The following is a 22886-nucleotide window of genomic DNA, read 5'->3' on the forward strand; positions in this document are numbered from 1 at the left end:
CTACGCGCAAATACAAATGAGCATACTGCAAGAAGCAGTGCGCCGACGATTAAGTCGGCCCCTTCTTGCCGTGGTCATGCGCGCCGCCGTCCCGCCTTTTCTACTAGCAACTTACATAACAAGTTGACCGACCTGACGATGTACAATTCTCAGCGCCACTCGCGCCGTCTTCAGGGTTTGGTCCTAAGGAACTCACTTCATGGCAAACAAGATGCTGATAGATGCGACCCACCCGGAGGAGACCCGGGTTACGGTCGTACGCGGGAATCGGGTTGAGGAATTTGACTTTGAGGCTGCAAACAGAAAGCAGCTTCGCGGAAATATTTATCTAGCAAAGGTTACACGCGTCGAGCCTTCACTTCAGGCCGCCTTCGTTGAATACGGCGGCAACAGACACGGTTTCCTCGCGTTTAGTGAAATCCATCCGGATTACTACCAGCTTCCGAAAGAAGATCGCGAAGCTCTAGAAGCTCAGCTCGCCGCCGAAGCAGCAGCAAATCAGCGCGAACGTGAGCGCAGAGAGCGCGAAGAAGCACAGCGCGAAGCCGAAATCCAAAAAGCAGCATCAGCCAAGGCAGCAGAAGCTTCTGAAGACGTAGCCGCCGAGCTCGTCGAAGCGGAAACCAGCGCACTGGAAGCAGAGCATGAAGCCGAAGCGCTTGCCAGCATGGACGCTCCTTTCCAGGACGACAGTGTCGAAGATATCGACGCTGTAGACGATCTGGACGACAAACCGGCAGCAGACGAGAAAGCCTCCACAGAAGCTCAGGTAGAAGAACAGCCTGTAGAAACCTCTGAGGAAGCTGCGCCTGTAGAAGCAACAGAAGAAGACACAGCCGAGGCTGACGAAACGGAAGAAGCCGAAGACGAAGCACAGGAAGAAGTTGCTGTCCGCCCTCGCCGTCTGCGTGACAACTACAAGATTCAGGAAGTCATCAAACGTCGTCAGCTATTGCTGGTGCAGGTCGTCAAGGAAGAGCGCGGCAACAAAGGCGCAGCTCTGACAACATACCTGTCACTGGCTGGCCGTTACTCTGTTTTGATGCCAAACACGGACCGCGGTGGCGGGATCTCCCGCAAGATCACCAAGCCGGTTGACCGCAAGCGCCTGAAACAAGTCGCGGGTGACCTTGATGTGCCAAACGGCATGGGTGTCATCCTGCGGACCGCAGGTGCAAGCAGAACCAGAGCAGAAATCAAGCGTGACTTTGAATACCTCCTGCGTCTTTGGGAAAACGTCCGCGAACTGACCCTTGATTCAGCCGCCCCTACCCTCGTTTACGAGGAAGGCAGCCTGATCAAGCGCTCTATCCGCGATCTTTACAACAAAGACATCGACCAAATTTTGGTTGCAGGCGACCACGGCTACCGTGAAGCAAAAGACTTCATGCGTATGCTGATGCCTAGCCATTCCAAGAATGTTCAAAGCTATCGCGACGCCACACCAATCTTCACCCGGTTCGGCGTAGAAGCACAGCTTGACGCGATGTTCTCACCGCAGGTCACGCTCAAGTCAGGCGGTTACATCGTCATCAACCAGACCGAAGCTCTGGTTGCGATCGATGTGAACTCCGGTAAAGCAACCCGCGAACAGAACATCGAAGACACCGCCCAGACAACCAATCTGGAAGCGGCTGAAGAAATCGCACGCCAGCTTCGTTTACGCGACCTCGCCGGTCTTGTGGTTATCGACTTCATCGACATGGAGGAAAACCGCAACAACCGTGCTGTTGAGCGTCGCCTGAAGGAATGCCTCAAATCTGACCGCGCTCGCATCCAGATTGGCCGCATCTCACACTTCGGCCTGCTGGAAATGTCACGTCAGCGCATCCGCACCGGCGTGCTTGAAAGCTCATCTGTTGTTTGCCCGCATTGTCACGGCTCGGGCATTGTCCGTTCAGTGGAATCCGTTGCGCTTCATATCCTCCGCTCTCTGGAAGATCAGCTGCTGCGTGGCTCCTCTCATAACCTGAACCTGCGCACACCAAACGAAGTGGCAATGTACATCCTGAACCAGAAGCGCCATCACCTGATGGATCTGGAACGCCGCTTCGGCCTGGAAATCTCCATCTTCGGAGATGACAGCGTAACTGAGCAGCACTTCACGATGGAACGCGGCGAACTGGCAACCCCAAGTGAGCGCACTCAGCCATTGCCTGCGACCGTACAACCGGACACCATTGCTCCGATTGAAGACGAGCAAGACGAAGCAGAAGCTATCGTTGAAGAGACACCGGAAGAGCAGAAACAGGACGCATCGGAAGAAGAAAACAGCGATGGTCGCCGTCGCCGTCGTCGTCGTCGCCGCCGCACAAACGGTGACAAAGCTGAGACCGAGCAGAAGCAGGAAACCGCAGAAGCATCCAATCAGCAATCATCCGAGGAAGAAGCATCTTCTGAAGACAAATCCGAAGACACCGTTGAAGCAACAGAGGATGAAGAAGACCGTCGCCGTAAGCGTCGGCGTGGTCGCCGTGGTGGCCGTCGCTCTCGTCGCAGAAACGCATCTGAAGAAGGCGCTGAAAGCAATGAAGCTTCCGAAGAAGCTGAGCGTTCCGCTGAAGGTACCGCAGACAGCGTTGAAGAGATAATCGCAGAGGCAAAGTCCGAAACGCCTGAGGACGCAGCAGCTTCTGAAGACACCGCAAAAGCTACGGAGACTTCCGAGCCAGCAGAGGCACCAGCAACTTCTCAGCCTGAAGACGCCGCAAAGGAAGAAGCTCCAAGCGAGGAACCAAAGAAAGAAGCCCGCAAACCACGTCGGCGCCGCAGAGCAAAAGCTGCACCTGCGGAGGCAGCAGAGAAGGAAACTTCACCAGAGACAGCTGAAGCACCAGCTGCGAAACCTGAAGCAACCGATACTCCTGCTGCTAAGCCTGAAGAAGCCGCTGATGTGGCTGTGAAGGAAACACCGGCAGAAGAAGCGGAAGCTAAGGCTGAAGAGCCAGCGAAAACTACTGCGGAGCCAGCCAACGAGCCAACTGAAACCGTTGCCGAACCACGCAAGGAAGACGCTCCAGCTGACGATATCAAGACTGAAGCGATCAAGGTTGAAGACGTTAAGTCTGAAACCAAGGAAGAAGCAGCCTCTGCAGCCGAGGCCCCACAGGCTGAAGCAGCCACCGAGGCTCCTCAGATTGTAGAAGCTGAAGTACCTGCCAAGGCAAAGGCGTCAACCAAACCAGTCGTGACCTCTCACAAGGTCGTTGAGGGTGAGACCGTCGCAGTTGATAGCGACGAGGAATCACCACGCCGGACTGGCTGGTGGCAGCGCCGATCCTTCTTCTAAGAAGACCTGAAGTCACAAAAAAGCCCGCTCAACTGAGCGGGCTTTTTTATTGCCTATTATTTGACCCAGTCCTTCAACCGCTCCACCGCAAGTGCAATATCACTCTCCTTACCCGCAAAAGAAAAACGCATATACTGGTGCCCGCGGGTCAGATCAAAATCCACACCGGGCGTCACTGCAATATGGGTCTCTGCCAACATTTTTCGGCAAAATGCCATGGAGTCGTTGGTCAGGTTCGACACACCCGCATAGACATAAAACGCCCCATCAACCGGCAGCACATCAAAACCAAGTTGAGGTAGATGATCGAGCAACACCTGCCTGTTCGCAGCGTAGCCAGCCTTGATCTTCTCGTAATCCGCCACTGCCTCGAATGCCGCAGCCGCTGTCACCTGCGCAAGCTCAGGCGGTGAGATGTAAAGGCTCTGCGCAATCCTCTCAACCGGACGCACAAGAACCTCCGGCAGCACCATCCAGCCAATACGCCAGCCGGTCATGCAGTAATACTTGGAAAAGCTATTGACGATAATCGCTTTATCCGTAAAGCGAAGGGCCGTCTCCTCCTCCATATCATAGGCAAGCCCATGATAGATCTCGTCGGAGATGAACCACAGATCCATCGCTTCACAGGCCTCAGACAACGCCTTCAGCGCTTCAGGAGACATCATGGTCCCGGTCGGGTTTGCAGGGCTCGCCACAAGAACCCCCTTCAGAGGCTTCTCGTTATGCACCTCCTCCAAAATCTCTGGCGTAAGCGACCAGCGCGTCTCCGGGCCAACTTCGATCTCCACGCACTCCAGACCCAAAACCTCAATGATGTTCCGGTAAGCCGGATAGCCCGGAGAGGTAATAGCAATCCGGTCCCCCCGGTCAAACCCTGCTAGAAACGCAAGGTTGAAGCCCGCAGAAGAACCGGTGGTTGCAAATATGCGAGATTCAGGGACGGTTAATCCAAAGGTTTGCTTGTAGTAGCGAGCAATGCTCTTCTTTAGCAATGGAATGCCTTGCGCTTCCGTATAGCCCAACCGGCCAGAAGACAGATAGTCATGCGCAACCTTCAAAACCGAATCTGGAATCGGAGCCCCCGGTTGTCCAACTTCCATATGCAGCACATGCGCACCGTCTTGCTCAAGCCGATTAGCAGCATTCAGCACTTCCATAGCTTGAAAAGGTAGGACTTCACTACGTTTTGATCCCATTAATACTGACAAATATAGTCCCTCTTATTTCTTTGTCTGTGGCCCTGTGCTTTAATTTTTGGGGCTACTTGGCAATTTTGCCTAATAACTGCCTATCTTGGGTGGTTAAGGCTTATTTGAAAGTCTATGTAGTACTTTACGTGCGAAACGCTCTGCGCCTGCCAAGCCAACCAAGGGGACTTGACGTGCAATTTCGAAACTGTGCATTGAAACGCGTGATTGATCCAGTCAAATCACAAGCAACAAAGTTTGCGCGCAATTTTCTTATTACAGCAACCGCACTTTCTCTGGTTGTACCTAATGTGGCAATTACCACAGCTCAAGCTCAACAAAAGACGGGTCTCCCTCTCGTTCGCGATGCAGAAACAGAAGATTTGCTGCGCGAATACGCCAAACCGATCTTCCGCGCAGCGGGGCTTCCAGCCAATCAGGTCGAGATCATTCTGGTCAATGATAAGAGCTTTAACGCGTTCGTGCCCGACAGCCGCAGGATGTTCATCAACCTGGGCGTGATCATGGAAGCCAAAACGCCGGGCGAAGTTATTGGCGTGATCGCACACGAAACTGGCCACATCGCAGGTAACCACCTGGTCCGCATGCGTCAGGCTGCGTCCAGTGCCCAGATCATGTCAGTCATTGGCATGATTTTAGGTGCAGGCGCCATTGCTGCAGGTGCAACAACCGGTAACAGCTCCATCGCCCAGGGCGGTGCAGCAGCCGTAACCGGGAGCGGCGGCCTCGCACAACGAAATTTCCTGTCCTACCGTCGCTCAGAAGAATCTGCAGCCGACCAGGCAGCACTGCGTTACCTTGACCGCGTTGGCGTTTCTGCTCAGGGCATGCTCACAACATTTGAGCGCATGGCAGATCAGGCACTGTTCTCAGCGCAGTACGTAGATCCATACGCCCTCAGCCACCCAATGCCACGCGAGCGTTTCAACGCGCTCCAAACCAAGGCAAAGAAGGGCAAGCACTTCGCAACCAAGGATTCTGAGCGCCTTCAACTCAAGCATGACATGGTCAAAGCCAAACTACTGGCCTTCACCAGTCACAGAAACACAGTTTACAGGGCGTACCCGGAAAAAGACAAAAGTCTGCCTGCGCAATATGCCCGCGCAATTGCCAGCATGAGATCGGATAAGGCGTCAAAAGCCGTCAAAAAAATCGACGCCCTGATCGCACAGGCCCCACAATATCCATATTTTTATGAAGTCAAGGGACAGGCATTGCTAGAAGGCGGGAAACCGCAAGCAGCTATCGCACCGTTCCGCAAGGCTCTGGCTCTTTATCCCGGCAACCCTCAACTCGAGATCTGGCTGGGCTTTGCGATGGTTGCATCCAATGACAAGCGTTATCTGAAAGAGGCGAAAACCCTCCTTACCAGAGCGCTGCGAAAAGATCAGTATTCCATGAATGGATACGCTCAGCTCGCAATTGCCAACGCCCGTCTTGGCGACACGGCTGGTGCAGATCTGGCAACCGCACAAGGTCATATGGCCCGCGGCGATGTCCGCAGTGCACAGCGCTACGCCAAGCGCGCTCAAACAAAATTGAAGGTGGGTTCACCCGCCTGGCAGCAAGCAGACGATATACTGTCAGTTAAAGTTCGCCAGCTCGGACGCCGTTAACACATCAAACAGAACAAGCAGATAAAAGCAAACACCCGAACAGGGTTAGAGGAGACGTCATGCTAAAACTCATTCGCCGGGCTGCCATAACAAGTGCAGCAACGCTCGCTCTGCTGCCAGCATCCTTCTCTGCGCAGGCAGATCCAGTGGACCGGGCCGAAGTGGAAACAATTATCAGGGAATACCTTGTCCAGAACCCCGAAGTCGTCTTCGAGGCCCTGCAGGAACTTGATATGCGCCGCGTCGCCGAAGAGGAAAGTGCTCGCCAGAACGCCATCGCCGAACTTGAAGATGAGATCTACAACAGTGAGTATCAGGTTGTCCTTGGCAACCCGGATGGTGATGTCACGCTGGTAGAGTTGTTCGACTATAACTGTGGCTATTGTAAGCGCGCCCTTGGTGACATGGTTCGCCTCGTTGACGAAGATGACAACCTGCGTATTGTTCTCAAAGAATTCCCTGTTCTCGGTAAACCTTCTCAGGACGCCGCACGCGTTGCAGTTGCTGTTGCCGAAATCGCGCCAGAGAAATACGAAGACTTCCACCTTGCCCTTCTCGGTCAGCCGGGCCGCGCAAACATGGAAAGCAGCATGAAGGTCGCAACCGATCTGGGCATCTCTGAAGCGGATCTCGAAGAGTCCTTGGAATCTTCCCGCGCAGCGGAAACTTTCCAGGAGGTCTTCACCATCGCAGAACAGCTCGGCATCACCGGAACTCCATCTTACATTGTAGGCGATGAAGTGATTGTTGGCGCTGTGGGTTATGATGCCCTGAAAGAGAAAATTGCCGCTGAACGCGAGTAGATTGTCCGCAATCGCGCATTTCAACGCATTTTCGCCGCTTTATCCTTAAGAACTCAGCTCAGAGCGGACAAAGGTCTTTTCCTTGGTCCGCTCTGACCATATAAGAGGGCCTGTTATGTTTATTTGACAGGCCATGCTTTACCAATACGTCAAGTAAACTTAGCTCATTACACAGAGTTCTTGAGAAAAGATTGGTTGCGTATCTCCAACTTCCTCTCAGTACTTCTGGGTAAATTAAAGAAAATGTGCCTTTCTGCGCTGATCAACATGATATTGCCTTATGCGCAGCCTAGGCACCGGATGCATTCTTTTTTGGAAGGCGGCATCTCGCAACTAGAGAATTAATGGCTATCTAAGCAGCTAATGACTAACTGCTTGCTAGTTCATTCAGTCAGAAAATTCTGATTCTGCTCTGAGCAATCGAATTTTCGCAGATTATTAAAAGGCCATCCTTGCTGCACAATCGCTTTGGGGGCCAAACCGAAGGCTTCTGGCATTTACCAGAGCATTTCGAACTGGACGATGAAAACGATGACGAAAGAAACTAAGTTTGATCAGGAACTGATCCGCCAGCTCGCAACTCTGCTGGACGAAACCAACCTGACCGAAATCGAGGTAGAACACAAAGATCTCCGTGTTCGTGTCGCTCGTCAGCTGACAATTAATGCAGCAGCCCCTGTGGCTCCTGCCCCGGTTGCAGCACCTGCACCAGCCGCAGCTCCGGCGCCTGCTCCTGTAGAAATCGCAGTTTCTGCTGATCCTGCAAACCACCCGGGTGCAGTCACCTCCCCAATGGTCGGCACTGCATACCTTGCTCCAGAGCCAGGCGCTTCAGCTTTTATTGAAGTCGGTAAGTCTATCAAAAAGGGTGACACAATTCTGATCGTGGAAGCTATGAAAACCATGAACCAGATCCCTTCACCTAAATCTGGTACCGTGACTGCGATTCTGGTTGAAGATGGTCAGCCAGTAGAGTTCGGCGAACCACTTATCATCATCGAATAACAGGCGAAGTCTCCATGTTCTCTAAGATCCTCATCGCAAACCGCGGCGAGATCGCACTCCGCATCCTTCGAGCCTGTAAAGAGCTTGGCATCCGCACTGTAGCGGTCCACTCTACTGCCGACGAAGACGCAATGCATGTGCGCCTAGCTGATGAAAGCGTATGTATTGGACCGCCAGTCGCGCGCGACAGCTACCTCAATATCCCGCAGATTCTGGCAGCCTGTGAAATCACTGGCGCCGACGCTGTACACCCTGGTTATGGGTTCCTCTCCGAAAATGCCCGCTTTGCGGAAATTCTCGAAGCGCACGGAATCACCTTTATCGGCCCAACCTCAGAGCACATCCGTGTGATGGGCGATAAGATCCAGGCAAAGACCACAGCAAAAGAACTGGGCATTCCAGTTGTGCCTGGGTCTGATGGTGGCATCACCTCTGAAGACGACGTCCATGCAATCGCTAAGGAAATCGGCTTTCCGGTTCTCGTGAAAGCTGCTGCTGGCGGCGGCGGTCGCGGCATGAAAGTGGCAAAGACTGCAGAAGATTTGGACACCGCGATTTCAACCGCACGCTCCGAATCCAAGGCAGCCTTCGGCGACGATGCGCTGTACATGGAAAAGTACCTCGGCAAACCACGCCACATCGAGGTGCAGGTTCTGGGTGACGGTCAGGGCAACGCAATTCACCTTGGTGAGCGCGATTGTTCCTTGCAGCGCCGCCACCAAAAGGTATTCGAAGAATGTCCTTCCCCTGCTCTGAACGAAGAGCAGCGTCAGCAAATCGGCGAGATCTGTGCGGACGCAATGCGTAAGCTCAAGTATCGCGGTGCGGGCACCATCGAATTCCTCTATGAAGACGGCGAGTTCTATTTCATCGAAATGAACACCCGCCTGCAGGTGGAACACCCTGTAACTGAAATGGTAACCGGCATTGATCTTGTGATCGAACAGATCCGCATCGCTGGTGGCTCTACCCTTTCAATCAATCAGGAAGATGTTCGCTTTACCGGCCATGCCATTGAGTGTCGCATCAACGCCGAGCACCCGCTGACCTTTGCGCCCTCTCCGGGCACAATCACCTACTACCACCCACCAGGTGGACTGGGCGTGCGCGTGGATTCCGGCGTTTATCAGGGCTACAAAATTCCTCCGCACTATGACAGCCTGATCGGTAAGTTGATCGTTCATGGCCGCACCCGTGTGGAATGCATGATGCGCCTGCGTCGTGCTCTGAGCGAGTTCGTGGTTGATGGCATCAACACCACTGTGCCGCTCTTCTCAGAGCTTCTGGACAATCAGGATATCGCCAACGGCGCCTATGATATCCATTGGCTGGAGAAGTTCCTGGAAGCACACATCGCAGCACAGAACAACGAAGAAAACTAAGGAGAACCAGAGAGGTCAGCAGCGGTCGCGCATGGAATTTAAGATTACCCCAGAGATTCTGCTTAAAGCATATGCTTGTGGTATCTTTCCAATGGCCGAGACTGCTGGCTCCACTGAACTTTTCTGGATAGACCCCGAGCGGCGAGGCATCTTGCCGCTCGATTCGTTTCATATCCCCAAACGCCTCGCAAGAACCGTACGGTCCGACAAATTCATCGTACGAGCCTCCTGCGATTTCAAGGGCGTCCTCTCCCATTGCGCAAACATCACAGCTGAGCGCAAGGAGACCTGGATCAACGCCGAACTCAAGAAGCTCTACACCGAGCTGTTCGCGATGGGTTTCTGCCACACAGTTGAGGTCTATAACGCGGACGAGGAACTCGTAGGCGGGCTTTACGGCGTCTCTTTGGGCGGAGCCTTCTTCGGGGAGAGCATGTTCTCAACACAGCGCGATGCCTCCAAGGTTGCCCTTGTGCATCTTTATGGCCGCTTGCTCTACGGAAACTTCCAGCTGCTCGATGCCCAATTCCAAACAGAACATCTGGAACAGTTTGGCGCTATGGAAGTCACAAAAGAGCATTATGGCAAACTTCTGCAAAACGCACTGAGGCATGAGGGCGATTTCAACGCCCTGCCCCAGGAGACCTCGGGCAAAGTGGTATTGCAAATCATCGAGGATATGCGACCGCCCCGCGGTAAAAAAAACGGCCTCTACTAAGAGGCCGCATCGCATTAATTCAAGGTCGCAAGCACCTTCGGCCGTGGGACCGGAATTTCACCTGAAGAAACAAAGTCATCGCCAGCCAACTCATCTTCTTCGGAAACGAGCTCAACAGCTGGCCCTGCATATCCTTCTGGCGGAGGAACCGAGGTGGAAGTCTTGCAGTTAATCAGCCAGATGTCATAAACGCTGTGCTCTACCGCATGTACACCCGGATTACTTGCAAACATCCAGCCACTGAAGATCCGCCGAACTTTGCTGTCCAGCGTGAGCTCGTCAACCTCAATAAACGCAGTAGTTTGCGAAGCTTCGGTCAGCGGACGGGAGTTACAAACACGCGGGGTAACCTGCAGCGCTCCAAACTGAACAGTCTCGTCAATATAAACATCAAAAGTGGTGACACGGCCGGTGATTTTGTCCAGCCCTTTAAACACTGCAACCGGGTTCTGGATTGGTGTCTGAGCTTGTATAGGCGATACAAACGCAACCCCACCAATCAACGCAGCAAGTGCGCAAGATGCAGCACGCCCAAGATATCTACGCATTGTAAAACCCATAAAACTTTCCAGCAGCTAATGATTCAATCGCCCGAGCTTTAAAGGGCTTAGCACTGGAATGCTACGGGGAAAAGGCAAGAACGAGGCAAACAAGCGGCAAAGCCTGAGGAATCTCCGCTAACCCACAGGCGTTGCGCAGATGTCACGCAACTTGGCACAGGCACCTCGCAAATTTTACTCAAATCCCAACCTACCAATTGTTCAAATCCTCGTTTGCGGCTGGTTTCATAACCAGTGATGTCAGCAACAACAAGAAATGCAATGCACGCAAAGCAAACCCGACCCGTCACAACCGACCAAAGTAAAACGCAAACCATACTGCACGCAGTTTGCGCGATTTTGCGTTGTTTGTGTCTGACAAAACGTTTTTTTGCGTTTTTTTGCGTTGTTATGTTTGTGACGCTCCCCACGATGGCTTCAGCACAACCATTTAAAGAGTACATCACGCAGCAGCACATGCAGGCACCAGCACCTCCCGAGAAGAAACCCGAGGGTGCGGGCCAAAATCCAAATTTGCAAGAACCGTTGCGCATGCCAGCAGTGCCTTTTATGGAATTTCACGCGGAAGAAATCATTGATCGGTTCCCGCTGACACCCGCCGACACCAGCTCGCCCAGAGCAACACTACAGAGCTTTATCGACATCATGGAGGAGACCAACGATCTCATTATGGAAGCTCACGAAGAGAACGCCGGGATGGTTGGGTTCGCGATGGATGTTATGGGTATGGGAGGAAACCGCAATAATGTTGAAAAGAAAATAGCCATTGCCGAGATCCTTCTGGAACGAGCAAGAGGCTCCTTCGACCTTTCCGAGCTCCCTAGCGCAACACGAAAGCGAACCTCCGTTGAGCTGGCATTGCAGTTAAAGGAGATACTCGATCGTATTCCACTCCCTGCTCTGGAAGATATCCCCGGAAGCGCCGCTGGAACCTACGACTATAACCAAGGTAATCTTGAAGACAGCTGGACGATCCCCTTTACCGAAATCACACTAACCAAAGTGAATGAAGGGCCCAATCAGGGAAAATATCTCTTCTCTGCCCAAACTGTAGACCGCATTCCCGAGTTTTATCATAGCGTGAAAGAGCTCCCTTCCCGGTTCGAACACAACAAAGACCTCTACAGTTTCTACGCATCCAGCCCCGGACAGCTCCTGCCGCCCGCATGGTTCTCATTCATCGAACAGCAGCCTGCATGGATACTGGATCTCTACTACGGACAAGCTGGATGGCAGTGGATCGCGCTGATTATCGTCACCTCGCTCACGCTGATTGTGCTGCTTCTGTTTATCAGCGGCATGCAGCGCATACCCAGCCAAAACAAACCTCTGAGGCGACAGCTGATCAGCATCATCAACACCGGTGTCGTCGTAAGTGCGCTCATGTTCCTGCGATATCTGGCGGATAATCAGATCAATATCGGTGGCCAGCTGCTTCAGGTATACGACCTGACCATCGAAACGCTGGTCTGGATTGGTGTTGCCTTCATCGCGTACAAGGCAATTCGCCTCTTAAGCGAGCTGGTGCTCATCAGGGATCGTGCCGTCGCCTCCATCGACCACAGCCTCATCCGCACAGCAACACAGCTTGTTGCAATCCTGTGCGCCCTGATCCTGCTTACGTTTGGTGCAACCCGCCTGAATCTCCCATTGTATGGAATCATTGCCGGTCTCAGTCTGGGCGGCCTTGCCATCGCATTTGCGGCCCAGCCCACGCTGGAGAACCTGCTTGGCGGGCTCATCATTTATGCAGATGGAATTGTCCGTGTGGGTGACTATTGCGAGTTCAACGAGATCCGTGGTCACGTTGTTTCAATCGGCATGCGCTCAACACGCGTCAGAACCTCCGATAGAACGCTCGTCACGATCCCCAACGCCGACCTCGCAAAAATGAATTTCAAAAACTTCACTTTGAAAGACCACTTCCGCGTCGTTCTCAGGCTCGCCTTAAAGTACGACACAAGCCCCAATCAGCTTGAAAAGCTCGTCAGCAAAATAAAGCAGATGCTTGCAGGCCACCCTCTTTCGCTCCCTGACACAACAAAAGTGCACCTGGAGAAAATTGATGAAACCGGCATCCTGCTGAAAATCGAAGACGGCGTGAAAGTTTCAACCCACGATGAGTTTTTAGTCGCTCAGGAAGACATCCTTCTGCGAACGCTTAAACTCATCTCAATGGAAAATATCGAAGTCGCTCACCCCTTCGTGTCCAACTATGAGGGCGCCGTCAGCCCGCCGCAAAATGATGACACGCCCAATCCGCAGACTGCGGAAAAGACCAAGCCTAAGCCAAAAGCGAAATCCAAAGTAAAGAAGGCCAAATAAAAACGCGGCCCCGAAGAGCCGCGTTTTAAAGAAATCACAATGAGCGAAGTGCCTCAGCCAAGAGCAGCGAGGCGATCAAGAGCCTCAGTCATCTTCTCTTTGCGCTCGGCAAGCTCCACCACTTTTTCTTTTTCAGCTGCAACAACATCTTCCGGCGCTTTTGCAAGGAAGCGTTCGTTTTCCAGCTTCTTGGAGATCTTGGTGAGTTCACCAACGATCTTGTCCAAAGACTTACCAAGACGGGCCTTTTCCGCATCCAGATCGATAACACCAGCCAGCGGCAGACAAACGGTCGCTTCGCCAACAACGATCTGAGCGGAACCCTGCGGAATCTCGTTAGCGGTGGTCACGCTTTCAGCACGCGCGTTCTTGATGATCGCTGCTTCGTGGATTTCCAAACGAGCCTTGGTCTGCTCAGAAGCACCGCACAGCACCACAGGAACTTTCGCACCAGCCGGAACGTTCATTTCAGAACGCACAGAGCGGATCTGAACAATCATATCGATCAGCCAGTTGATCTCCGCAGCCGCTTCCTCGTCTTCACCAATTGGAGTTGGCCAGGAAGAAAGAACAAGCATGTTGTCACGCTTGTTTTCCGTGTCTTCAACGGTACGCTCCCACAGCTCTTCAGTGATGAATGGCATAAACGGATGCAGAAGCTTTAGGATTTCATCGCGAACCCAAGCCGTGGTCGCACGAACTTCAGCCTTCGCGTCTTCATCATCAGAGTAGAAGATCGGCTTGGTCAGCTCCACGTACCAATCACAGAAGGTGTTCCAAACAAAGCGGTAAGCACCACCAGCCGCATCATTAAAGCGGTAGGTATCAATCGCTTCAGAAACCTCGCGAATAGCACGGCTGGCTTCAGTCACAATCCAGCGGTTCACAGTCTGCTTGACCAGCGCAGGATCAAAACCCTCAACCGAATGACACTCGTTCATTTCCGCAAAGCGGCAGACGTTCCAGAGCTTGGTCGTAAAGTTACGGTATCCAGCGACACGAGAGGTTGCCAGCTTAATATCACGGCCCTGAGCAGCCATCGCAGCAAGAGTAAAGCGCAAAGCATCAGCGCTGTATTCTTCAACCAGTGCCAGCGGATCAATCACGTTGCCCTTGGACTTGGACATCTTCGCACCCTTCTCGTCACGGACGAGGGCGTGGATGTACACCGTGTCGAATGGCTCGGTCTTCATGTAATGGTTGCCCATCATCATCATCCGGGCAACCCAGAAGAAGATGATGTCAAAGCCAGTCACAAGAACGGATGTTGGGTAGTAGCGTGCAAGCTCAGGTGTCTTATCCGGCCAGCCGAGTGTAGAGAACGGCCACAGTGCGGAAGAGAACCAGGTGTCCAGAACGTCTTCATCACGGTACATAGCAACAAAGTCAGCTTCGCCTGCATCGTGTGCAGCCAGAGCTTCGTTCTGCTCCATCAGCTTGACAGGCTTGCCGTAGAACTCAGAAGCTGCCGCCAGTGCTTCTTCTTCAGTCTTTTCAACGAAGAACTTGCCTTCAGGGCCATACCATGCAGGGATACGGTGTCCCCACCACAGCTGACGGGAAATACACCATGGCTGGATGTTTTCCATCCACTCATAGTAGGTCTTATCCCAGTTTGCAGGAACAAACTTGGTCCGGCCCTCACGAACAGACGCAATCGCAGGCTGAGCCATGGTCTTGGCGTCAACATACCACTGGTCAGTCAGCATCGGCTCAATCGGCACACCACCACGGTCACCATGTGGAACCATGTTCAGGTGGTCAACAACCTCATCAAGGAAACCGCCCTCTTCGAAGATCTTTACGATGAGCTTGCGAGCTTCAAAGCGCTCCATACCATGAAGCTGCTCCCAGACGCCGCGCTGTAAATCGGTAGGTTCAAGACCTTCCAGATAATCGTCATTTTCCAGAAGCACGATGTTAGCTTCACGGTCCATGATTGAAATCTGACGAAGAGAATGACGCTTACCAATGTCAAAGTCATTGAAATCATGTGCAGGCGTCACTTTCATTGCGCCTGTACCAGTTTCAAGGTCAACATAGTCGTCAGCAATGATTGGAATACGGCGGCCAACAATAGGCAGAATAACATCCTTGCCCTGCAGCTCTTTAAAGCGCTCATCATCCGGGTGAACGATGACAGCCGTATCACCAAGCATGGTCTCCGGACGAGTGGTCGCAATCACGATGTAATCGCGGGTCTCAAACTCGGTCGCCTTGCCTTCGTCGTCAAATGCAACTGGATGCTCGTAGGTCACGCCATCCGCCAGCGGATAGCGGAAATGCCACATGTTGCCCTGCATTTCTTTCTGCTCAACTTCCAGATCGGAAATCGCAGTCAGCAGCTTAGGATCCCAGTTCACAAGGCGCTTATCCTTGTAAATCAGGTTCTCTTTGTAAAGAGAAACAAAGACTTCCAGAACGGCCTTGGACAGACCCTCATCCATGGTGAAACGCTCACGGGACCAGTCACAAGACGCACCAAGGCGCTTGAGCTGGTTAAAGATCATCCCGCCGGACTCACCTTTCCACTTCCAAACGCGCTCTACAAACGCCTCGCGGCCAAGGTCGCGGCGGGTCATGTTACCGCCCTCAGCAGCCATCTGACGCTCAACAACCATCTGCGTGGCGATACCCGCGTGGTCCATACCCGGCTGCCACAAAACATCACGGCCACGCATACGCTGGTAGCGAACCATAATGTCCTGCAGGGTGTTGTTCAAAGCGTGGCCCATATGCAAAGAGCCTGTCACATTAGGCGGCGGAATCACGATCGAGTAGGTCGCAGCTCCATCTTCTGCGCCCGCACCTGCCTCAAAGGCTCCTGCCTGTTCCCAGGCTTCGTAAATCCGCGGCTCAACGGAGGCCGCCTCATATGTTTTATCCAGCATACCTAAAGCTCTTCCACTTATGGAGTTTGTCTGGTGTAAATCGGATGCACTCGCCTAAGTCAACCTTTCATGCCGCCTGCAGACACATTTGAGCGACAAATACCCAAACCGCCCACACCGCAGCTAAGTTTTCCTAAGGTTTCACACGAAGGGAGTCATGAACTCCGGGCAATCCGAGGGGAGCTGACCTCCCCTCTGACCCGAAAGATTATTTGCGCGAGATACGGTCGATCTCTTGGCGCACAAGCCGCTCCACCACACCCGGCAGATGCTGGTCGAGCCAGCCTTTCAGCATTGGGCGTAGCATCTCGGCCACAAGGTCTTCCAGCGTACGGGCGTTCTTGGACAGCACCGTGTTGGCCAGACCATTAAAAGCACTGGACACAACCTGATCCGTGGTGCTTGAAATAAGTGTTTCCATTGGATCTTGCGCATTAGCAGGCTCTAAGATGTCGTCCTGTTCCGCGCTGCTCAATCCAAACGCCTCAGGTCCCAGCGGATCAATAAAGGCGACATCTCCATCACCCCCATCGGCCTTTTCCGCAAGACCTTCAACCATTTTTACCGGGGAGGATTGCTCGTCAATCTTCTCTTTTTGCGTCAGCTCCAAAACTTCACGCTCTGCTTCCTTTGCCTCTTCAGGCTCAGGTGCGGGAGCTGGCTCCAGTGCCGCTGGCGCATCATCAAAGAGTTTATCCAGATCGTCCTGAGACAATTCGCGATTTGCGTCCGCTTCACTCAATACATCATCTGTCATTTGCTTAGCGCCGCTCGCTTCGTCATCCGAAATAATCTTGCGGATCGAGCTAAGGATATCCTCCATGGAAGGCTCGTTACCCTGTGAAACAGCTCCCATGATTGCACTCCACTTCTATTCGCGTCTAATCCGCCGGCTTTCCGACTCAGTTAATTAATAAATACTTACTCAAATATAAGAGAAAAGCCGAGCCGCCCGACAGCCAGACAGCTCGCAAAACGCCAATTCCCACAAGGAAAACTGGCAATCCAGCAGGCACCCCAATAAAAAAGGGAGCATTACCTGCTCCCTTCTCAAAATTCTTCATTATATCAGAGGAACTTAACGTCCATCTGGAGTCCGCAGACCAATCCACTTGTCGCGTACCAGCCGATAGTGCTCCGTTGGATCGTAACGCGCACCACTCAGACCAAGATTATCAAAGTCAAGACGACCAACGGCTGAAAGCACTGCATAAGCAGCAACCACACGGTCGCGCTGAGAGGTTACAAGCGTCACACGCGCATCAACCAGATCACTCTGTGAGTCCAGTACGTCCAGTGTGGTCCGCTGCCCAACACGCTGCTCTTCAATCACACCTTCCAGAGCAAGACGCGCTGCCGCGACTTCTGCTTCTGACGCTGTGATCGAGGCAATAGACGCATTCAGCTGCCCCCATGAGGAGATGGCCTGCGCGCGAATACTGTCGCGGGACACATCAACCATAAGCTCGGTCCGACCCAAATCTTCCTTCGCCTGACGAATTTGAGAGTACTCACCACCGCCTTGATAGATCGGAATGGTCACGCGACCAAAGATTGAAGCTGTCACGCTTTTACCACCGCCCTGAGCACCAATTGGAAGGGAGCGATCATTATAGAAAAATTCACCATCCAGATCTGCGGATGGCAGCAACACGCCCTCTGCAGTCTTCACCGCAAATTGGGCTGCATCAACCATGAACTGCGAGGTCTGGATAGAAGGATGCTCTTCCTGACCAATGGAGATTGCAGCAGATACCGTCTGTGGCAACAAACTGGATATATTGGTGCGTGCACTCAGGTTTGTTGGATCAATGCCAATGACCTGACGAAAGATCGCGCGGCTGGTGTTCAGGTTTGCCAGCGCAGTATTCAACGCAGATTGCGCACGTGCCCGACCAGCTTCAGATTGGGATACATCCGTCCGCGTACCTTCACCCACATTAAAGCGGTCGACGGAAGCCCGGACCTGTTCTTCCTGGAAGTTCAAATCGCTCCGGCGTAGGGAGACCAGCGCGGTATCACGAATAACATCCATGTAAGCGGTTGCAGCCTGAAACAGGGCCGTTTGTTCCTGAAAGCGCAGATCTTCACGCTGCGCACGCACAATCGCCTCAGCCTGACGTGTAGAATTTATCGTCCTGAAGCCCCGAAATAACGGTTGGTTCAACGTCGCGACAAAACGGGATTCAGAAAATGTTCGTGTCGAACGAGAAGCTACACCAAGGGTCTGATCAATAGTATCGGCCTCCTCCCACTGGCCACCATAAAGCGCCGAAGCAGAAAGGGTCGGGCGCCACCCGGACAACGCCTGTGGCACACCTTCATCCGTCACGCGAAGCTGTGCACGCGATGCGTTCAATGTCGGGTTATTTTGATAGGTAGCAGCCAATGCTTCCTGAATAGTAAGGGCATTTGCACCCTGAGCACTCACAAGCAAGCCAACTGCGGCTACTGCACCCGCTAACGTTTTCCGAGAAACCACTTCATATGCCTCAAACAAAGGTCAATCTTACGAACCGCAAACCCAACACGTTTGCCGAAAAATTTATCATATTCGACGTTTTCCGACCCCCGCGATCAAACCGGTTTCGAAAAAAAATAAAAACTGCGACGAACAGGCAACATCTAATTGATGCAATTAACTAGCCCATGCGCAGATATCATTCCCCGAAGGCACACTAATTGAACCATTAAGATTTTACTACTGTTTTTTCACCCAATAATTGATACGTGGATATCTCTTTATGGACGGCAAATCAGTCTGCACCCACTAGCAGCTTTCCCTTGATCCAAACTGAACTGGCCCTGCCTACAAACAGCAGGACCGGCAAACTGTAATTCACATCACGAAAACCAAACTCAAGCAGAAAACTGCACAGAAAAAACAAAAAAGGCGAAGGTTTCCCCTCGCCTTATATCTCCACACAACAAATACAAGTTTTAAAACTCAAAGACTTCCGGCTTCTCAAAACCAGGAAGCGCACAGGCATGCGCATTAAACGCAAATACAGCGCTCACATTATCGCCAGATCGGGTGTAGCACCGCGCAACGCCCGCATTACTTTCACCTTCAACAACAACAAGACGGCCACCGTCTTTCAGCTGTGCAGTCAACGCTTCTGGCAGCACCTCAACAGAACCGTTCACCAGAATAACATCATAGGGGGCGTCAGCCGCATAGCCCTTGGTCAGGTCACCATCAATCACTGCAGCATTCTCAATACCGAGCTGCTCCAGATTGGCAGAGGCAGCTTCTGACAACGCCACATCGGCTTCCAAGCCAACAACAGATTCGGCAAGGTAAGAGATCACCGCAACGCCATAACCAGAAGCAGCCCCCACAACCAGAACCACATCCTTGTCGGTAATATCAGCCAGCTGCACAAGACGACCAAAGATGTGTGGCTTGAGCATCTTGCGCTCACCTTTTTCATCCACCACCACATCTTCGTCTATATAGGCCAGCTCCCTCAGATTTTCCGGAACGAACTTTTCGCGGGGCACCTTGCCCATGGCACCAATAATGCGCAGGTCTGTAATATCATTGGTTCGCAGCTGATTATCGACCATCAGTGTTCTTTGTTCCGCGAAGTTGACCATCCTGTCCTCACTGTCTCGCAAGATTCTTTGGCTGAGAAATATCGTTCATGCAGCACAAACACAAGCTGCCACATCCCTAAAAATAAACGGTACCCTCTGTTGTTTTTCTATTTTTGAATTTTGCAACGCAAATATGAACTTTCTCATGAAGGCAGAAGACAAAAAGAAAGGCAGATTGACATCTACCTAGTCAGGTAAACCCCATAGATTTCGGTGTTTTACACAAGAGTGATAGCAGAATCGAAATTGCCCGCTTGACTATCGGGGCCAAATATCAGAAAAGCCCTCTCACACCACACGGGGCCTCTTGGCGGAGTGGTGACGCAGCGGATTGCAAATCCGTGTACGCCGGTTCGATTCCGGCAGAGGCCTCCACTTTCTTCTCCCCATTGTTTTCATTATATTTATTTGGGTTCTTCCCGCACTTTTAGTGCTATTGGAAAAAGTGAGGGATTTGTGGACGCTTTATGCGCCATGAGCTTGGCGGTCTAGTGCAAAGCAACGTTGCAGACGCAAAATCGGTGGCCACTTCTCAGCGTTATGCGCAAGTATTGAAACTGTGCTCTTTTGGTACCCCTTGCAAATCAAGAATACTCTTCCAAACCATGCAGAGCGCGGCTGCAAATGTCCGCTGGACCAGACCACACTGCCTTTGTCTGATCGATACAAACTAAGGATTAAGATTATTCATTTGAGCCGCTTGGCAAACAGTCCTATCTTCCAACGTGGTTGTCGGTGAAGTCTTGCAGGAACATTGAACGTATGAAGCGGTTTTCGGTTTTTACACTCGTTCTGTCATTATTGCTCGCATCGGCTCAATCCGCCTCCAATGATGAGGATGAACTTGCGAGACAATTCGTAGAGCAATCCCAAATGCTGGAGTTGATGAGTGAGAGAACCCTGCTGGAATTGAGCCCAATCGTCTTCAACATTTACAAGAAGAAAAATTCAGACACAGCTAAGGAACTTACCGACAGCCTCATCTCTGAGATGGCAGAGAGGTTTGCGAGGAGCAGAACTGACCTATCCACACAGCTCATCACACGTCTCACAAACAAGTTTTCAAAGGACGAACTAGAGCAGCTATTACAATCAGGCCATACCTATGAGCAAGATTTTCATCTCTTAAACGTCAAGTTGGAGTTTGACACCAACTCAAAGACTTTCCGCTTAGTTGATGTTCCAGATTAAAACTTCACGTTGCTAAGCTCAACACTAGCACTCCAAATTCGACGCACCATCCCCGTTTCACGGACTACCGAGAAAGAGCTCACGGACGACCTTTGAAGCCCCAGTCACGCTCAGGTGGTTGTTATCGACGTAATAGAACCCACCCGCATCTGCCATTTGGCAGTTTTGCCCCTCACAGAGCACCGACTTCAAATCTGCAAGCTCGACAAAATCATATTTGTCAGCAACCATTTGCAGCGTCCGGTCCAGCCGAAACTGCCTGTCCAGATCATCCATTTCCCTGAACTTGCAAGCAGGTTCATAAACCTCCCTATCCCGATACAGATACAAGATCCGGCATGGCTTGAGCCTTTGTGGGCTGACCGCTTCCGGTACTTGAGTAGCTATCACAACACTCTTTCCCAGGCGCCCGAGAAACTGAAGGCTCTCCTCTAAATGCACAACTTCAGCAGGAAGGATGGAGGACTGTGCGGCGGATACATCCGTCTCCTCCCCTGCACGCGTCAGGTTCAGCAAGGAGTGCCAGCGCGCGGCAATCACCACCGTTTTTGCCTCTGGAAATCTGCCAAGCTGTCGGCCTACGGTTTCCCGGTTAAAATGAGCACACTTGGCAGCAGAGTTTTTGTAGTTGTACAGATACGGACCACAGGCAGGCGTTTGAAAAACAACAGCTCGCAGTTTTGCAGCCTCAAACGCCTCACTCATCCCAAGACCAAGCACGCGCGCATGAGAATCTCCCCAAACAAACAGCGATGGTTTAGCCTCCTCAAAACCAACATCACAGGTAAATGTGCGCTGCGGTCCACTCAGTTGCCGACAGTGGTCTTCCTCAAAAGAATGATCCTGCTGCAACTGTAACGTCATCTCTAAAACATTGTCGGGAATAAACGCACGAAGGAGCTGACTATTGTTGATCACCACAAGGCTAAATAGCACCGTCAACGCCGTCATGGCCGTCAACCACCGCTTATGAACCGGGACCGGTTGCCTCCCACAAACTCTGAACGGTTTCTCAACAAGCCAGTAAAGTAGACAAGCCAGCAGGAGCGAGAGCGCCACCCCCATGTGCGCTCGCACAAACAGGCTTTCCCGCATAGGGTCCATAATGTGCATGAGGACAACTATTGGCCAATGCACCAAGTACAAACTGTAGGAAATCCGGCCCAACGCCCTTACGGGAGACAACTCTAGTGAATATGCGGTCACCTTATTCCCAGCGACACCCTGCCAAAGCAACACGGCTGTTGCCAATGTCGGAACGAGCGCCACAAAACCGGGCCAGCCTGCTTGCGGAGCATAAAAAGCGCAGACAGCAAGCGTGAGGATGCCAAAGGCCGAAACCAGATTTGAGCTGATTGAAGACTGCCTGACGTCCTTCTCTTGCGACACAATCGCGATAAGGCCACCCACGCAAAACTGCCAGAGCCGTGTGAGGATTGAGAAATAGGCAACTTCCGGATCATGCACCGCAAGGATCACAGCGCTGATGAATGATACCAGCGCCACGGAGCCAATCACCGATACCTTAAAAAGCAGCGACCTCTTTGAGATTATAAACAAAAGCAGCGGCCAAAGCAGATAGAACTGCACCTCAACCCCAAGTGACCACAAATGCAGAACCGGCTTCTCAATTGCCGCAATATCAAAGTACCCCGCCCCCGAAGACGGCGCATAGATGTTGTAGGAAAACAGCGATGCATAGAGGAAGGAAACCGGGAAGTCATAGAGAAGAAACTCTGAGGGGTAGCTGAGAAACAACAGCGCAAGAGCCGCCAGTACCACATAATAGGCCGGTGCAATGCGCCAAAATCGTTTCCGATAAAACCTCCCAACCCCATGTAAAGACCAATCAAACTGCCGCCCAAGCACAATCTGTGTCATGAGAAAACCAGAGAGGACAAAAAAGATATCAACCCCGATAAAGCCACCAGCGACACCCGGCAGGTTGAAATGAAAGAGCACGACAAAAGCAACGGCGAGCCCCCGTAAACCTTCAATATCAGGCCGATAGCCCAAGCGCTGGTTCTTTGTGCTCGTCATGAAAATCTTCCAAACTGCAACACGATAGCTATGCCGCAATCATCCGATTTTCATTGTCACGGACAATCTTTCGATTGTGTATGGTGATAATTCCTAGCAAATACCCAGATGGCCCCGAAAAGCCAGAATACCTCACCTACCGCGCATGGAACGCAGCCCACACAGACCCAAAGGTTGCACAATACGAGCCGATCTATTATTTAGCACGCAAAGGTAGCACTTAAGCAAACCCATAGACTCTCGCTTAAAATACCG

15 protein-coding genes and 1 tRNA gene are annotated in these 22886 nt (G+C 52.2%); 9 read left to right on the forward strand and 7 right to left on the reverse strand.

What is annotated here, in order from left to right; translation table 11 throughout:
* Window positions 1-199 precede the first annotated feature (199 nt).
* The gene (locus tag IE076_RS13470) at window positions 200-3289 is read left to right on the forward strand and encodes an Rne/Rng family ribonuclease (RefSeq protein ID WP_189437290.1); all 3090 of its coding nucleotides are present in this window, start codon (window positions 200-202) and stop codon (window positions 3287-3289) included.
* A gap of 56 nt (window positions 3290-3345) precedes the next feature.
* On the opposite strand, the gene IE076_RS13475 is transcribed toward IE076_RS13470, so the two are convergent.
* On the reverse strand, window positions 3346-4488 hold the full coding sequence (locus tag IE076_RS13475; RefSeq protein WP_189437456.1) for a pyridoxal phosphate-dependent aminotransferase: 1143 nt from the start codon (window positions 4486-4488) through the stop codon (window positions 3346-3348).
* A gap of 185 nt (window positions 4489-4673) precedes the next feature.
* Here IE076_RS13475 and IE076_RS13480 point away from each other — a divergent pair, with 185 nt between their 5' ends.
* The 5 genes from IE076_RS13480 (at window position 4674) to aat (ending at window position 10024) form a co-directional block, all read left to right on the forward strand.
* The gene (locus tag IE076_RS13480; RefSeq protein ID WP_189437291.1) at window positions 4674-6116 is read left to right on the forward strand and encodes a M48 family metalloprotease; all 1443 of its coding nucleotides are present in this window, start codon (window positions 4674-4676) and stop codon (window positions 6114-6116) included.
* Window positions 6117-6175: 59 nt separating this feature from the next.
* Window positions 6176-6919, forward strand: a complete 744-nt coding sequence (locus IE076_RS13485) for a DsbA family protein (RefSeq protein ID WP_189437292.1) — start codon at window positions 6176-6178, stop codon at window positions 6917-6919.
* A 522-nt stretch (window positions 6920-7441) separates the two neighbouring features.
* Complete coding sequence (gene accB, locus IE076_RS13490) at window positions 7442-7924, forward strand: acetyl-CoA carboxylase biotin carboxyl carrier protein (RefSeq protein ID WP_189437293.1); 483 nt, start codon at window positions 7442-7444, stop codon at window positions 7922-7924.
* A 14-nt stretch (window positions 7925-7938) separates the two neighbouring features.
* Window positions 7939-9306: an acetyl-CoA carboxylase biotin carboxylase subunit gene (accC, locus tag IE076_RS13495; protein WP_189437294.1), complete on the forward strand. Its 1368-nt coding sequence runs from the start codon at window positions 7939-7941 to the stop codon at window positions 9304-9306.
* A gap of 31 nt (window positions 9307-9337) precedes the next feature.
* Complete coding sequence (aat, locus tag IE076_RS13500) at window positions 9338-10024, forward strand: leucyl/phenylalanyl-tRNA--protein transferase (protein ID WP_189437295.1); 687 nt, start codon at window positions 9338-9340, stop codon at window positions 10022-10024.
* A gap of 14 nt (window positions 10025-10038) precedes the next feature.
* On the opposite strand, the gene IE076_RS13505 is transcribed toward aat, so the two are convergent.
* The gene (locus IE076_RS13505) at window positions 10039-10584 is read right to left on the reverse strand and encodes a DUF2155 domain-containing protein (RefSeq protein ID WP_189437296.1); all 546 of its coding nucleotides are present in this window, start codon (window positions 10582-10584) and stop codon (window positions 10039-10041) included.
* 549 nt (window positions 10585-11133) lie between these two features.
* On the opposite strand from IE076_RS13505, the gene IE076_RS13510 reads away from it, so the two are divergent.
* A complete protein-coding gene (locus IE076_RS13510; RefSeq protein ID WP_209009094.1) occupies window positions 11134-12909 on the forward strand; it encodes a mechanosensitive ion channel family protein in 1776 nt (591 codons plus the stop codon).
* A 53-nt stretch (window positions 12910-12962) separates the two neighbouring features.
* Here IE076_RS13510 and IE076_RS13515 read toward each other — a convergent pair whose 3' ends face one another.
* From IE076_RS13515 to IE076_RS13530, 4 genes are all read right to left on the reverse strand, one after another.
* On the reverse strand, window positions 12963-15800 hold the full coding sequence (locus tag IE076_RS13515; protein WP_189437298.1) for a valine--tRNA ligase: 2838 nt from the start codon (window positions 15798-15800) through the stop codon (window positions 12963-12965).
* Between the two features lie 208 nt (window positions 15801-16008).
* Window positions 16009-16656, reverse strand: coding sequence for a PopZ family protein (locus IE076_RS23005; protein ID WP_189437299.1), 648 nt, complete (start codon window positions 16654-16656; stop codon window positions 16009-16011).
* 222 nt (window positions 16657-16878) lie between these two features.
* On the reverse strand, window positions 16879-18300 hold the full coding sequence (locus IE076_RS13525) for a TolC family outer membrane protein (protein WP_244649672.1): 1422 nt from the start codon (window positions 18298-18300) through the stop codon (window positions 16879-16881).
* A gap of 440 nt (window positions 18301-18740) precedes the next feature.
* Window positions 18741-19400 carry a protein-L-isoaspartate O-methyltransferase family protein gene (locus IE076_RS13530; RefSeq protein ID WP_189437301.1) on the reverse strand — a complete coding sequence of 220 codons (660 nt, stop codon included), beginning with the start codon at window positions 19398-19400 and terminating at the stop codon, window positions 18741-18743.
* A 301-nt stretch (window positions 19401-19701) separates the two neighbouring features.
* Between IE076_RS13530 and IE076_RS13535 the strand changes: the two genes are divergently transcribed.
* Both IE076_RS13535 and IE076_RS13540 read left to right on the forward strand, forming a co-directional pair.
* A tRNA-Cys gene (locus tag IE076_RS13535) sits at window positions 19702-19775 on the forward strand.
* A 387-nt stretch (window positions 19776-20162) separates the two neighbouring features.
* Entirely contained in the window at window positions 20163-20591 is a 429-nt protein-coding gene (locus IE076_RS13540; protein WP_189437302.1) for a hypothetical protein, read from the forward strand.
* Between the two features lie 57 nt (window positions 20592-20648).
* Here the strand turns inward: IE076_RS13540 and IE076_RS13545 are convergent, their stop codons facing one another.
* On the reverse strand, window positions 20649-22631 hold the full coding sequence (locus IE076_RS13545) for an acyltransferase family protein (protein WP_189437303.1): 1983 nt from the start codon (window positions 22629-22631) through the stop codon (window positions 20649-20651).
* Between the last annotated feature and the right edge of the window lie 255 nt (window positions 22632-22886).

Origin of the sequence: Pseudovibrio japonicus (genome assembly GCF_014651595.1) — a bacterium.
Classification (GTDB): domain Bacteria; phylum Pseudomonadota; class Alphaproteobacteria; order Rhizobiales; family Stappiaceae; genus Pseudovibrio; species Pseudovibrio japonicus.

Excerpts from the sequence above, each read along its gene's own strand:
- IE076_RS13485 (WP_189437292.1), top strand. The coding sequence starts at position 6,176 with ATGCTAAAACTCATTCGCCGGGCTGCCATAACAAGTGCAGCAACGCTC.
- IE076_RS13505 (WP_189437296.1), bottom strand. The coding sequence starts at position 10,584 with ATGGGTTTTACAATGCGTAGATATCTTGGGCGTGCTGCATCTTGCGCA.
- IE076_RS13530 (WP_189437301.1), bottom strand. The coding sequence starts at position 19,400 with ATGGTCAACTTCGCGGAACAAAGAACACTGATGGTCGATAATCAGCTG.
- accB (WP_189437293.1), top strand. The coding sequence starts at position 7,442 with ATGAAAACGATGACGAAAGAAACTAAGTTTGATCAGGAACTGATCCGC.
- accC (WP_189437294.1), top strand. The coding sequence starts at position 7,939 with ATGTTCTCTAAGATCCTCATCGCAAACCGCGGCGAGATCGCACTCCGC.
- IE076_RS13545 (WP_189437303.1), bottom strand. The coding sequence starts at position 22,631 with ATGACGAGCACAAAGAACCAGCGCTTGGGCTATCGGCCTGATATTGAA.
- aat (WP_189437295.1), top strand. The coding sequence starts at position 9,338 with ATGGAATTTAAGATTACCCCAGAGATTCTGCTTAAAGCATATGCTTGT.
- IE076_RS23005 (WP_189437299.1), bottom strand. The coding sequence starts at position 16,656 with ATGGGAGCTGTTTCACAGGGTAACGAGCCTTCCATGGAGGATATCCTT.
- IE076_RS13515 (WP_189437298.1), bottom strand. The coding sequence starts at position 15,800 with ATGCTGGATAAAACATATGAGGCGGCCTCCGTTGAGCCGCGGATTTAC.
- IE076_RS13510 (WP_209009094.1), top strand. The coding sequence starts at position 11,134 with ATGGAATTTCACGCGGAAGAAATCATTGATCGGTTCCCGCTGACACCC.
- IE076_RS13475 (WP_189437456.1), bottom strand. The coding sequence starts at position 4,488 with ATGGGATCAAAACGTAGTGAAGTCCTACCTTTTCAAGCTATGGAAGTG.
- IE076_RS13470 (WP_189437290.1), top strand. The coding sequence starts at position 200 with ATGGCAAACAAGATGCTGATAGATGCGACCCACCCGGAGGAGACCCGG.
- IE076_RS13540 (WP_189437302.1), top strand. The coding sequence starts at position 20,163 with ATGAAGCGGTTTTCGGTTTTTACACTCGTTCTGTCATTATTGCTCGCA.